Origin of the sequence: Bradyrhizobium yuanmingense (genome assembly GCF_029167105.1) — a bacterium.
In the GTDB taxonomy this organism is placed as follows: domain Bacteria; phylum Pseudomonadota; class Alphaproteobacteria; order Rhizobiales; family Xanthobacteraceae; genus Bradyrhizobium; species Bradyrhizobium yuanmingense_A.
Window position 1 is genome coordinate 1 of the sequence record NZ_JARFML010000017.1, and the last position, 11,974, is coordinate 11,974.

The 11,974-nt window shown below is 65.8% G+C and carries 11 protein-coding genes; 6 read left to right on the forward strand and 5 right to left on the reverse strand.

What is annotated here, in order from left to right:
* Window positions 1-30 precede the first annotated feature (30 nt).
* Both P0R31_RS22125 and P0R31_RS22130 read right to left on the reverse strand, forming a co-directional pair.
* Entirely contained in the window at window positions 31-1,260 is a 1,230-nt protein-coding gene (locus tag P0R31_RS22125; RefSeq protein ID WP_275516279.1) for an ABC transporter substrate-binding protein, read from the reverse strand.
* 115 nt (window positions 1,261-1,375) lie between these two features.
* Window positions 1,376-2,302 carry a class I SAM-dependent DNA methyltransferase gene (locus P0R31_RS22130; RefSeq protein ID WP_275516280.1) on the reverse strand — a complete coding sequence of 309 codons (927 nt, stop codon included), beginning with the start codon at window positions 2,300-2,302 and terminating at the stop codon, window positions 1,376-1,378.
* Between the two features lie 130 nt (window positions 2,303-2,432).
* On the opposite strand from P0R31_RS22130, the gene P0R31_RS22135 reads away from it, so the two are divergent.
* The 5 genes from P0R31_RS22135 (at window position 2,433) to P0R31_RS22155 (ending at window position 7,856) form a co-directional block, all read left to right on the forward strand.
* The gene (locus tag P0R31_RS22135) at window positions 2,433-3,470 is read left to right on the forward strand and encodes a ligase-associated DNA damage response exonuclease (protein WP_275516444.1); all 1,038 of its coding nucleotides are present in this window, start codon (window positions 2,433-2,435) and stop codon (window positions 3,468-3,470) included.
* Complete coding sequence (locus tag P0R31_RS22140) at window positions 3,467-5,128, forward strand: ATP-dependent DNA ligase (protein WP_275516281.1); 1,662 nt, start codon at window positions 3,467-3,469, stop codon at window positions 5,126-5,128. The genes P0R31_RS22135 and P0R31_RS22140 overlap by 4 nt, the downstream gene beginning before the upstream one ends.
* Before the next feature lie 277 nt (window positions 5,129-5,405).
* Complete coding sequence (locus tag P0R31_RS22145) at window positions 5,406-5,711, forward strand: DUF6460 domain-containing protein (protein ID WP_035996474.1); 306 nt, start codon at window positions 5,406-5,408, stop codon at window positions 5,709-5,711.
* 27 nt (window positions 5,712-5,738) lie between these two features.
* Window positions 5,739-6,473: an MBL fold metallo-hydrolase gene (locus P0R31_RS22150; protein WP_275516282.1), complete on the forward strand. Its 735-nt coding sequence runs from the start codon at window positions 5,739-5,741 to the stop codon at window positions 6,471-6,473.
* Between the two features lie 3 nt (window positions 6,474-6,476).
* The gene (locus tag P0R31_RS22155) at window positions 6,477-7,856 is read left to right on the forward strand and encodes an MATE family efflux transporter (RefSeq protein ID WP_275516283.1); all 1,380 of its coding nucleotides are present in this window, start codon (window positions 6,477-6,479) and stop codon (window positions 7,854-7,856) included.
* Between the two features lie 90 nt (window positions 7,857-7,946).
* On the opposite strand, the gene P0R31_RS22160 is transcribed toward P0R31_RS22155, so the two are convergent.
* Entirely contained in the window at window positions 7,947-9,044 is a 1,098-nt protein-coding gene (locus P0R31_RS22160) for a quinone-dependent dihydroorotate dehydrogenase (RefSeq protein WP_275516285.1), read from the reverse strand.
* Entirely contained in the window at window positions 9,041-9,385 is a 345-nt protein-coding gene (locus P0R31_RS22165) for a DUF952 domain-containing protein (RefSeq protein ID WP_035996479.1), read from the reverse strand. The genes P0R31_RS22160 and P0R31_RS22165 overlap by 4 nt, the downstream gene beginning before the upstream one ends.
* Window positions 9,386-9,576: 191 nt before the next feature.
* Between P0R31_RS22165 and P0R31_RS22170 the strand changes: the two genes are divergently transcribed.
* Window positions 9,577-10,233 (forward strand): S24 family peptidase, encoded by a 657-nt coding sequence (locus tag P0R31_RS22170; RefSeq protein WP_275516286.1) that lies wholly within the window; start codon window positions 9,577-9,579, stop codon window positions 10,231-10,233.
* Between the two features lie 9 nt (window positions 10,234-10,242).
* Here P0R31_RS22170 and P0R31_RS22175 read toward each other — a convergent pair whose 3' ends face one another.
* Entirely contained in the window at window positions 10,243-11,886 is a 1,644-nt protein-coding gene (locus tag P0R31_RS22175; protein WP_275516287.1) for a lysine--tRNA ligase, read from the reverse strand.
* Window positions 11,887-11,974: the final 88 nt, after the last annotated feature.

Here is an 11,974-nt window from a genome sequence, read left to right on the forward strand (position 1 = left end):
ATCGGGAGAGGTGAACGAGCCGCTCCGAGCCTACTCCGACATCGGCTTGTCGGAGATGTCCCAGTCTTTCCCGGTAAAGGTGGAGATGAACAGCGTCTTCATCGGCGTGTAGTCCTCGGGCGTGTAGCTGTAGGTGACGCCGTCGAGGAAATAGGGCGAGTGAAAACCTTGGAGGTTGGATGCCTGCTTCAGCACGTTGGCGCGGGTGAGCTCGTTGCCGCAGCGGCGCAGGATCTCGGCCATCGTGGCGGCCTGGCCGTAGCCGGCGAAGGCGATGGTGTTGTCGGGGTCGATCGCCGGCGTGTACTTCTTGCGCAGCTCCTCGAACGCAATCACGTCCGGGTCCTTCTCCCATTTCGGCAGGCCGACCTCCTTGTTGTAGCGGATCGCGACGATGCCGGTGGCGTTCTCGAGGCCTGCGGCATTGAGGATCGAGCGGCCGGTGGAGCCGGCGGACAGCAGGTGCAGCGGCTTCCAGCCGAGCTCGGCCACTTTCCGGATCGACTGCGACGAGGCCTTGCCGGTCGAGATGTTGTAGAAGACGTCGGCTCCGGACTTGGAGAGATTGATGAGCTGGGAATCGACGGTCGGCTCGGTGAGATCATAGGTCTGCTCCATGATCACTTGCGCGGTGCCGCCGGCATCCGCCAGCACTTTCTTGAAGGGACCGAGGAAGTCGCGGCCGAAATCGTCGTTCTGGTAGAGGATGCCGATCTTCGCGTTCGGCTTCACGCTGACGACGTGGCGCGCCAGGATGCGCGCCTCGGTCGGATAGAGCGGCAGGCCTGCCATCGTCCACTTGAACTCTTTCGGATTATTCCACTTCGATGCGCCGGTGTTGAGCAGGAGCTGGGGCACGCCCTTGGAGTTCAGGTATTTGTGCACGGCGGTTTGCGGCGCGGTGCCGAGCGACCCGTACAGCGCGAGCACTTCTTCCTGCTCGACCAGGCGCCGCGTCGCCTCGACGCATTTCGGCGCGCTGTAGGCGTCGTCCATGGTAAGGAACTTGACCTTGCGCCCGTTGATGCCGCCCTTCTCGTTCAGCATCTGGAAATAGGCTTCGCCGACGCGGCCGAGCACGCCGTAGAGCGAGCCGGGGCCGGAATGCGGCACGGTCTGACCGATCTTGATCTCGGTGTCGCTGGCGCCCGCGTCGTATTTCTTCTCCGCGGCCCAAACGTAAGGCGCGGGCAATGTCGATGCAGCGATGGTGGCGAGCGCGGCGGCGCTGAAATCGCGCCGCGATGGATTCTTGGTCATTGTTGTTTTCTCCCTGATGCGCGCATTGTGCTGACATCGCAGCTCGGCTCGCAAGTGGGAAGTCGCAGCTTTGCGACGCAATGACGCTCAAATCGTCAGGCGTTAGCGCCTAGACTCAAGTTTTCTCGGCGACGACGACGAGGCCGCGCACGGGCTCGTTGTTCTCGTTGCGCGGCGAGGCCGGCTCAAGCGTGAGAAGTTTGAGCCCGGCCTTCGCGATGGCGCCGCGCACATATTCCGCGGAATGGGCATAGCGCAGGCCGGCGCCGAGTACGATGCCGTTGCCCTCATGCGTCTCCAGGGTGCAGGCGAGCACGCCGCCCGATACGAGCACGCGCCTTACTTCGCTCAGCACCGGTGCGAGATCGGAGAGGTAGACGAACGCATCCGCAGCCACGACGAGGTTCGCGCTGGCATCCGCCTTGCCGCACAGGCCCTCGATCATGTCGGCGACTTCGAGCTCGGCATAGAGGTTAGTCGCCCGCGCCTCCTTGATCATGCCGGGCGACAGATCGATGCCGATGAAATGATCGACCTGCTTGGCGAAGGCAGCTGCCGCGAGCCCGGTGCCGCAGCCGAGATCGATGGTGCGCTTGAAGTAGGCGGGCTTCTTGGCGGCGACGCGCGCCGCCAGCACCGCCTTGAAGATCAGCGTCGGGGCACGATAGCCGAGATCATTGATCAGCGCGTGCTCGAACCGCGGGGCGTATTGGTCGAACAGCGCCTGCACGTAAGCCTTGGGCATCTCCGCCATCTCGGTATCGCCGAGCCGCATCAGGTGCAGGCCGGCGCCGTGCTGATCCCCGGGGTCGCATCGCCGCGCTTCACGAAAGGCCGCGATGGCCTTGTCGCGCTCGCCGAGCTGCTGACGGATCTCGCCGAGCGTGAACCAGGCCGAGGTGAAGTTGGGCGCGAGCTCGATCGCCTGCTCCAGCAGGTCCGCGGCGGCGGGCAGGTCGCCCTTGAGCTGGAGGTCGCGCGCGAACTCGAAGCGGCGGTCGGCCATGAGATCGCCGGAGGTCAGGAACAGGCGGAGCGGCATGGAACTACTCGTCATTGCCGGGCTTGACCCGGCAATCCATCAAAAACAGAACTGTTTAAGAGGATGGATGCGCGGGTCAAGCCCGCGCATGACAGCTTCATTTGAAGCGCCCACTTCCTATATCACCACCATGCGCCCGCAAGACATCCTGCTGCCAAATGCTGCCGGCCTGTGCTGCAAGCCCGGCGGCTTCCATATCGACCCCGTCCGTCCCGTGGAGCGGGCCGTGATCACCCACGGTCATTCCGACCATGCCCGTGCGGGCCATGGCGCGGTGCTGGCGACGCAGGAAACGCTGGACATGATGCGGCTGCGTTATGGCGAGAACTTTGCCGGCTCGACGCAAGCCATCCGCTATGGCGAGGAGATCCGGCTCGGCGACGTCAAGGTCAAGTTTCACCCGGCCGGCCACGTGCTCGGATCGGCGCAGATCGCCGTCTCGTGCAAGGACACCTGCATCGTCGCCTCCGGCGACTACAAGGACGCGCCGGACCCGACCTGCACGCCATTCGAGCTGGTGCCATGCGACGTCTTCATCACCGAGGCGACGTTCGGCCTGCCGGTGTTCCGGCATGGCGATGCGAGCGACGAGGTCAAGAAGCTGCTCGCTTCCGTCGCGCTGTTTCCGGAACGCGCGCATCTCGTCGGTGCCTACTCGCTCGGCAAGGCGCAGCGCGTGATCAAGCTGCTGCGTCAGGCCGGCTATGATGCGCCGATCTACCTGCATGGCGCGATGGAGACGATCACGCATTACTATCAGAGCCGCGGGATCGACCTCGGCGAGCTCAAACCAGTGAAGGGCATGAAGAAGGCGGCGCTGGCCGGCACCATCACGCTGGCGCCGCCCTCGGCCACCTCCGATCTCTGGACGCGACGCTTTCCCGATCCGGTCACCGCCTTCGCCTCGGGCTGGATGCGCGTGCGCGCCCGGGCGCGGCAGCGCGGCGTCGAGCTGCCGCTGGTGATCTCCGACCACGCCGATTGGGGCGGCCTCACCGCGACCATCGCGGCGACCGGCGCCGGAGAGATCTGGGTCACCCACGGCCAGGAAGATGCGCTGGTGCATTGGTGCCGGAGCAAAGGCCTGAAGGCGCAGCCGCTCGACCTCGTCGGCTATGGCGACGAGGAGGAGAGCGAGACGCCCATTCCGGGCGAGGCCGAAGCATGAACCGCTTCGCCGAGCTGCTCGACCGCCTCGCCTATGAGCCCGGCCGCAACAACAAGCTGCGGCTGATCACCGGTTATTTTCGCGAGGTCGGCGATCCCGACCGCGGCTATGCGCTGGCTGCGCTGACCGGCGCACTCAGCTTCAAGCACGCCAAGCCGGCGCTGATCCGCGATCTCATCGCGGCACGCACCGATGAGGTGCTGTTCGGGCTGAGCTACGACTATGTCGGCGATCTCTCCGAGACGGTGGCGCTGATGTGGCCGAAGGCGGCGCTCGCCGCCCACAACAACCCGCCGCCACCCAGCCTCACCGAAGTCGTCACCACGCTGCGCACGCTCGGCAAGACCGAGCTGCCCAGGCAGCTCGAGCGCTGGCTCGACGAGCTCGATGAGACCGGCCGCTGGGCGCTGCTGAAGCTCGTCACGGGCGCCCTTCGGATCGGCATCTCCGCGCGCCTTGCCAAGACTGCGGCCGCAGCGCTCGGCGACAAGGACCCGCACGAGGTCGAGCTGATCTGGCCGGGGCTCGTTCCGCCCTATCTCGACCTGTTCGCCTGGCTGGAAGGCCGCGATGACAAGCCCGTCAACCGCGATCCCGCGCCGTTCCGCCCTGTGATGCTGGCGCATGCGATCGAGGATGCGGATTTCGCCGCGCTCGATCCCGCCGACTACATCGCCGAATGGAAATGGGACGGCATCCGCGTGCAGGCGGTGGCGGGGCGCGACGAGCGCGGCCATATCACCGCGCGGCTCTATTCGCGCACCGGTGAGGACATCACGGGGAGCTTTCCGGATCTCGTGCCGTCGCTGCGCCTGCCTGGCGCGATCGACGGCGAGCTCCTGATCCTGCGCGAAGGCCGCGTCCAGAGCTTCAACGTTCTGCAGCAGCGGCTCAACCGCAAGGTCGTGTCGCCGAAGCTGATCAAGGAGTTTCCGATTCACCTGCGCGCCTACGATCTGCTCGGCGACGACGAGAACGATCTGCGCGAGCTGCCTTTCGCCGAGCGGCGCGAACGGCTGGAGCGATTCATCGCAAAGCTCGACGATCCCCGCATCGATCTCTCGCCCACCGTTCCCTTCGATAGCTGGGAGGCGCTCACCGCCGCACGCGGCGATCCCGCCAGCGCCGGTGCCGGCGAGGATGCCGACGCCGTCGAAGGCGTCATGCTGAAGCGGCGCGATGCGCCTTATCTGCCGGGACGGCCAAAGGGGCAATGGTGGAAGTGGAAGCGCGACCCGCACATCATCGACGCCGTGCTGATGTATGCGCAGCGCGGCCACGGCAAGCGTTCGTCCTACTACTCCGACTACACCTTCGGCGTCTGGACCGAGACCGAGAATGGCGAGGAGCTGGTGCCGGTCGGAAAAGCCTATTTCGGCTTCACCGACGAGGAGCTCTTGCAGATCGACCGCTTCGTCCGCCGCAACACCACGGAAAAATTCGGTCCCGTCCGCCACGTCGTGCACGAAGCGGACAAGGGGCTGGTGCTGGAGGTCGCCTTCGAGGGATTGCAGCGCTCGCCCAGGCACAAATCCGGCGTCGCCATGCGTTTCCCCCGCATCAGCCGCCTGCGCTGGGACAAGCCGCCGCGCGAGGCCGACCGGCTGGAAACGCTGGAGAAGATGTTGAAGGCCGAGCCGGCGGAGATCGAGGTGTGAACTGTTGCCACGAAGGCGGTGCGCTCCCTCTCCCGCTTGCGGGAGAGCGTCGGGGAGAGGGCTGTCTCCGCGATGGGATTGTCAAGAGAATCCCCTAGAGCAGAAAGCGCTCACCCGGCGCTACGCGCCGACCTCTCCCGCGAGCGGGAGAGGTGACCGAGCCCGCGGCGCGTCTTGCCCGAATTAAACTCCGGTAACCCGATTGACGGCCCCTTGCGGGTTCCCCATGTCCCCCGCCGTGCCTATAATGGGCTCGAATCCGCTTCAGGAGTTTGCGATGGTCCAAGACGTCAGAGATTTGCCGGCCGGCCGCAGCGACGGCCTGCACCGCTTTCTCGGCGGCTCGCCGCTGGCGGTCGCGTTCCGCCTGGTGCTGCTCTCGATCCTGGTCGGCGTCGTGCTGGCGACGATCGGCTTCGATCCCTGGAACATCATCCACAGCATTCGCCTGTTGTTCCAGCGGCTGTGGGACCTCGGCTTCGACGCGGTGAACTGGCTGTGGCGCTACTTCCTGCTCGGTGCGGTCATCGTGATTCCGATCTGGCTGCTGTCGCGCGTGTTCGGCGCGCCGCGCGGCAGGTAAGGATCGGATTGAGGGAGTGCGCAGCCGATGCAATTGCGTTTCGTCGGCTGCGGTGATGCCTTCGGCTCCGGCGGCAGGCTCAACACCTGCTTCCACGTCTCGGGGCGCGAAGCGAACTTCCTGATCGATTGCGGCGCGTCGGCGCTGCCGGCGCTGAAGCGGCTCGAGATCGATCGGGGCGACATCGACCTGATCCTGATCACGCATTTCCACGGCGACCATTTTGCCGGCCTGCCGTTCTTTCTGCTCGACGCGCAATTCTCGCGCCGAACGCGGCCGCTGACGATCGCGGGCCCGCAAGGCATCGAGCGGCGGCTGCGCGAGGTGATGGAGGCGCTGTTCGAGCATTCCTCGAACACCAAGCAGCGCTTCGAGCTCAACGTGGTCGAGCTCGTACCCGGGCAACGCCAAAGCTTCGGCGCGGTGAATGTGACGCCCTATCCGGTGGTGCACGGCGAATCCGGCGGGCCTTTCCTCGCCTATCGCGTCGCGGCCGAGGGCCGCACGCTCGCCTACAGCGCCGATACCGAATGGACGGAGACGCTCATTCCGCTGGCGCATGGCGCGGACCTTTTCATCGCCGAGGCCTATATGTACGAGAAGGTGGTGAAGAACCATCTCAGCCTGAAGACCTTGGAACAGCACTTGCCAGCAATCGGCGCAAAACGTCTCGTCCTCACCCATATGAGCGACGACATGCTGTCGCGCCTGGCCGAGATCGAGCACCTCGCCGCCGAAGACGGCATGGTGCTCGTGTTCTGAACGATGCACGCACCGGTCCATCACCGCGTCGGCAGCCGGCAGGTCTTCGCCATCGCAGGTCCGGCGATGGTCGCGAACCTCACGACGCCGCTGATCGGCGTGGTCTCGACCACCGCGATCGGACGGCTCGACGATGCCGCGCTGCTCGGCGGCGTCGCGATGGCCTCCGTCATCTTCGACTGCCTGTTCTGGCTGTTCGGCTTCCTGCGGATGAGCACGCTGGCCTTCACTGCGCAGGCGCTCGGCGCGGGCGAGACGCGCGAGCAGACCGTGATCCTGGTGCGCGGCTTCATCGTCGCCGGCCTGATCGGCGCGACGCTGATCGTGCTGCAGCTGCCGCTGGCAGGCGCACTGTTCGACCTGATGGGCGGCAGCGATGGCGTGACGCGCGCCGCGAAGACCTATTTCATGATCCGGATCTGGTCCTCGCCCTTCGCCTTCGCCAATTACATCATCCTCGGCTGGCTGGTCGGGCAGGCCCGCGCCAATCCGGCCCTTGCGCTCCAGGTCGTCATCAACCTCGTCAACATGGTCGCGACCATCCTGCTGGTGCTGGTCTACGACACCGGCATCGCCGGCGCGGCGATCGCCGCGCTTCTGTCCGAGACGATCGGCTTCATGCTCGGCGTGATCGTGTGCAGGCGCCATGCGGTCGGCGGTTTTGCCATACCACGCGCAACGCTGTTCGATCGCGACAAGCTGATGCGGCTCCTGGCTGTCAACACCGACATCCTGATCCGCACCGCGGCGCTGATCGCCGTGTTCCTGTTCTTCACCGCCAAGGGCGCGCGTGCCGGCGACGTCACGCTGGCGGCGAACTCCGTGCTCAACAATTTCCTCCTGGTCAGCGCCTTCTTCCTCGACGGCCTTGCCAACGCGGCCCAGCAGCTCTGCGGCCGCGCCTTTGGCGGACGCGACGCCAAGGGATTTGCGGATTCGACCAGGCTGGTGCTGCTCTGGGGGCTCGGCTTCGCAATCGTTGTCGCCGTGCTGTTCGCGGCGTTCGGCCCTGACATCATCAACGTCATGACGGCGAGCGAGGACGTCCGCCGCGCGGCGCGCGAGTTCCTGCCCTTCATCGTGCTGGCGCCGGTCCCCGGCGTGTTCGCCTTCGGCTTCGACGGCATCTATGTCGGCGCGACCTGGGCGCGGGAGATGCGCAACCTGATGCTGCTCTCGCTCGCCATCTTCTTCGCCGCCTGGCTGGCGCTGCAATCGTTCGGCAATGCCGGCCTGTGGAGTGCGCTGATCGCGTTCTACGTCGCGCGCGGCGGCTTGCAGGGCGCAAGGTATCCGGCGCTGTACCGGGCGACGTTTTCTTCTCCTTCTCCCCGCTTGCGGGGAGAAGGTCGGGATGAGGGGGAGTCTCCTCAACGACGGTGAGAGTTGGATTCGCGGAGAGTCCCCCTCACCCGGAATTTGCTTTCGCAAATTCCGGCCTCTCCCCGCACGCGGGGAGAGGCGAAGGATGCCCTACATCCCCGGCCAGTCTTCCGCCGTGAGCGTCGCCGCATCGGCGCCGACGATGTCGGCCAGCGAATCCCGCCCCGTGCGGAGCAGCGTCGAGGTCAGGTCGCGCTTGATCTCGTCGACGAGGCCGAGGCCCTTGTAGACCAGCGACGAATAGAGCTGGATCAAACTGGCGCCGGCGCGGATCTTGGTCAGCGCGGCGCCGCCCGAATCCACGCCGCCGACGCCGATCAGCGGGAATGCGCCCTCGACGCGCACATAGGTCTCTGCGACCATGCGCGTCGACAGGCGGAACAGCGGCCGGCCGGACAGGCCGCCTTGCTCCTTCGCCCGCGTCTCTTCACGCAACGTGCTCGGCCGCGCGACCGTGGTGTTCGACACGATCATGCCGTCGACCCGGCGCGAGCGCGCGACCTGCACGACATCGTCGAGCTGGGCGAGGCTCAGATCCGGCGCGATCTTGAGCAGCACCGGCGTGTCGCCGGCCTTCTGCCTGACACGCTCGCGGGCCTCGATCACGCGCGCGAGCAGATCGTCGAGCAGCGCGCCTTCCTGAAGGTTGCGCAGGCCCGGCGTGTTCGGCGAGGAGACGTTGACGGTGAAATAGCTCGCCACCGGCGCGAAGGTCTCGATCAGCTTGACGTAGTCGCCGACGCGATCGGGCGAATCCTTGTTGGCGCCGACATTGACGCCGACGATGCCGCCGTGCTGCGCGCGGGCGGCAAGCCGGCGCAGAGCCGCCTCCGCGCCGTCATTGTTGAAGCCCATGCGGTTGATGATCGCTTCGTCGCGCTCGAGCCGGAACAGCCGCGGCCGCGGATTGCCGGCTTGCGGCTTCGGCGTCACCGAGCCGATCTCGACGAAACCGAAGCCGAGCCGCAGCAGCGCGTCCGGCACCTCGGCGCTCTTGTCGAAGCCCGCGGCCATGCCGATCGGATTGGGAAAGTTCAGCCCGAAGGCGCGCACCGCGAGCTTGGGATCATCGGCACGCGGCTTGACCGGCGGCAGGAAGCGCAGGCCCTGGATCGCGAGGCGATGCGCGTCCTCGGGATCGAGCCAGCGCAGCACCGGCAGCGAAAAGGCGTCGAACGCGCGGATCACGGCAACAGCTCCGGAACATCGTGACTGCCGTCGGAGCGCATGTTGAGGTTCATCACCGCAAGGACCGCGCCGAGATCGAGCTCGCCATAGAGATGCGGGAAGAGCTCGTCATTGCGCGAGCGTTCCCAGCGCAGCTCGCTGCCGAGCGCGTCGCCGTCGACCTCGACCAGGAACAGCGCGCGCTGCCCGAAATAGTGCTTGCGCAAGGTCTCGGGAACCTGGGCCGCGGTCGAGAAATGGATGAACCCGTCGCGCGCGTCATCTGCGCTGCCCCGGTAGACACCCTGCCGTTCCGCCTCGCGCCAGGCCGAGGCCGGACAGATTTTGTAGATCTTGACCACCGCTATCGCAGCCTTGTTTGTTCTTTGAGTCTCTTGGGTTTTTTCGCTTTTCGCGGGTCCTCGAAACCCGGGCGCGACCGTAAAGGCGGCCCCTTCCGAACTCAAGAGTAAGCCGCCGCCTCTTGCGCGGAAAACGGAAAACCGGTTGATTTGAGGATAGTTTTCCTGAGTTGCGACGGGCTGGACCTTCCATGGTCAGACAGGCCAAAGCGCAGAGGATGCTGACTCACGGCCAGATCTGGACCGCACTGGACCGGCTGGCGGCGCGCGCCGGACTGTCGCCGTCCGGCCTTGCCAAGCGTGCCGGGCTCGACCCCACCACCTTCAACAGGTCCAAGCGTGTCACCGCCGACGGCCGCGAGCGCTGGCCCTCGACCGAATCGATCGCAAAAGCGCTTGCCGCGGCCGACGCCTCGATCGACAGCTTTGCCAAATTGATCGACGACGACGGCGCGAGCGATGGCCGCTCGGTGCCGCTGCTCGGCTTTGCACAGGCCGGGATGAGCGGCGCCTTCGATGAGGCCGGTCTTCCAACCGGCAGGGGCTGGACCGATATCGCGCTTCCGATCGCCGAGGACGGTCATGCGTTTGCGTTGGAGATTTCCGGCGACGCGCTCGCGCCGGTCTATCGCGACGGCGACATCGTCCTGGTCTCGCCCGGCGCACCGATCCGCAAGGGCGATCGCGTGGTGGTCAAGATCAAGACGGACGAGATCACGATCGCGATCTTGAAGCGCCGCACGGCAAAGACCCTGGACTTGGCGCCCCTCGATGCGTCACAGGCGGCGCGAACGGTCGCGGCGAGCGATGTCGCCTGGGTTGCGCGCATCCTCTGGGCGAGCCAGTGATGGCGCCGCTCACGCACTCCGTGCCAGCGCGCCGTCGATCATGTTGACCGCGTTCTGCACGCCGTAGACCGCGACGAAGGAGCCGAAGCGCGGGCCCTTCTCCTGGCCGAGCAGCACCTGGTAGAGCATGTTGAACCAGTCCAGCGTCACGCCGGGGCGGCCGTCCTTGCCCTTCTTGACCTGGTCGAGGAACGGCTCGCGGCGGCCGATCTCGTAGACGACGTTCTGGATGTCCTCGGCCGAGGCGTCCTGCGCAAGCTGCGACAGCGCATCGCGCAGGTCCTGCAGCGCCGCGCGCTCGCTGTCATCAGGCACGCGGAACTGCTTCGTCGGCGCGACGAAGTCGCGATAATAGTTGATGGCATAGCCGACCATCGCATCCAGCTTCGGATGCGTCTGCGGGCTCACGCCGGGCCGATAGCGGCCGATGAAGCCCCACAGCGTCTCGGCGTTCTCCGCGTTCGACGACGACACCAGCGTCAGGAGCAGCTGGAAGGTGACGGGCATGTCGCCCGTCGGCGGCTTGCCGTAGTGGATATGCCAGACCGGATTGCCGAGCTGCTGCTTGCCGTCCTGCTTCGGAAAGCCGTCGAGGAATTGCTGGTAGTCGTCGACATTGCGCGGGATGACGTCGAAATACAGCCGCTTGGCCGCCTTCGGCTCGCGATACATGAACAGCGACAGCGATTCCGGCGAGGCGTAGCGCAGCCATTCGTCGATGGTCAGGCCGTTGCCCTTCGACTTCGAGATCTTCTGGCCCTTCTCGTCGAGGAAGAGCTCGTAGTTGAAACCTTCGGGCGGCGTGCTGCCGAGCGCCTTCGCGATCGCGCCGGACAGCTTCACGGAATCGATCAGGTCCTTGCCGGCCATCTCGTAGTCGACGCCGAGCGCGACCCAGCGCATCGCCCAGTCGGCCTTCCACTGGCACTTGACGTTGCCGCCGGTGACTGATGTCTCGACTTCCTGGTTGGTATCGGGATCGACATAGGTCACCGTGCCGGCCGCGACGTCGCGGCGGATCATCGGCACCTGCAGCACGACGCCCGTGGTCTTGCTGATGGGCAGGAACGGCGAATAGGTCGCGCGGCGGTCCGGCCCCAGCGTCGGCAGGATGATCGCCATGATCTTATCGTAGGCGGCGAGCATCTTCAGCAGCGTCGCATCGAAGCGGCCCGACGTATAATAGTCGGTCGAGCTCGCGAACTCGTAGTCGAAGCCGAAATGATCGAGGAAGGCGCGCAGCCGCGCATTGTTGTGGTGGCCGAACGACGGGTACTCGTTGGAGAACGGATCCGGCACCCGCGTCAGCGGCTTGCCGAGATGCTCCGCCAGCATCTCCTTGTTCGGAACGTTGTCGGGCACCTTGCGGAAGCCGTCCATGTCGTCGGAGAACGCCAAAAGGCGCGTCTTGACCTTGTCCTCGGTGAGCACGCGGAAGGCGTGGCGCACCATCGAGGTGCGCGCCACCTCGCCGAACGTGCCGATATGCGGCAGGCCGGACGGACCATAGCCGGTCTCGAACAGCACCTCGTCCTTCGGGCTTTTCTTCAGCCGCGCGACAATGGCCTTCGCCTGCTCGAACGGCCAGGCGTTGGATTGTTCGGCGAGCGCACGCAACGCGCTCGGGTTTGCGGCTAGATCAATAACGGACATCAGGGGCCTCCGGGCCGCGGAAAATAGCGATTTCCCCGCAGAATGCAAAAGTTGCGGGCTGATACCCCCAACCCTCTCTCGCTTGCGG

Bases quoted from the DNA above. Each gene is read 5' to 3' on its own strand.
- P0R31_RS22145 (WP_035996474.1), top strand. From the start codon at position 5,406: ATGGTCCAAGACGTCAGAGATTTGCCGGCCGGCCGCAGCGACGGCCTG.
- P0R31_RS22135 (WP_275516444.1), top strand. From the start codon at position 2,433: ATGCGCCCGCAAGACATCCTGCTGCCAAATGCTGCCGGCCTGTGCTGC.
- P0R31_RS22155 (WP_275516283.1), top strand. From the start codon at position 6,477: ATGCACGCACCGGTCCATCACCGCGTCGGCAGCCGGCAGGTCTTCGCC.
- P0R31_RS22170 (WP_275516286.1), top strand. From the start codon at position 9,577: ATGGTCAGACAGGCCAAAGCGCAGAGGATGCTGACTCACGGCCAGATC.
- P0R31_RS22175 (WP_275516287.1), bottom strand. From the start codon at position 11,886: ATGTCCGTTATTGATCTAGCCGCAAACCCGAGCGCGTTGCGTGCGCTC.
- P0R31_RS22140 (WP_275516281.1), top strand. From the start codon at position 3,467: ATGAACCGCTTCGCCGAGCTGCTCGACCGCCTCGCCTATGAGCCCGGC.
- P0R31_RS22150 (WP_275516282.1), top strand. From the start codon at position 5,739: ATGCAATTGCGTTTCGTCGGCTGCGGTGATGCCTTCGGCTCCGGCGGC.
- P0R31_RS22130 (WP_275516280.1), bottom strand. From the start codon at position 2,302: ATGCCGCTCCGCCTGTTCCTGACCTCCGGCGATCTCATGGCCGACCGC.
- P0R31_RS22125 (WP_275516279.1), bottom strand. From the start codon at position 1,260: ATGACCAAGAATCCATCGCGGCGCGATTTCAGCGCCGCCGCGCTCGCC.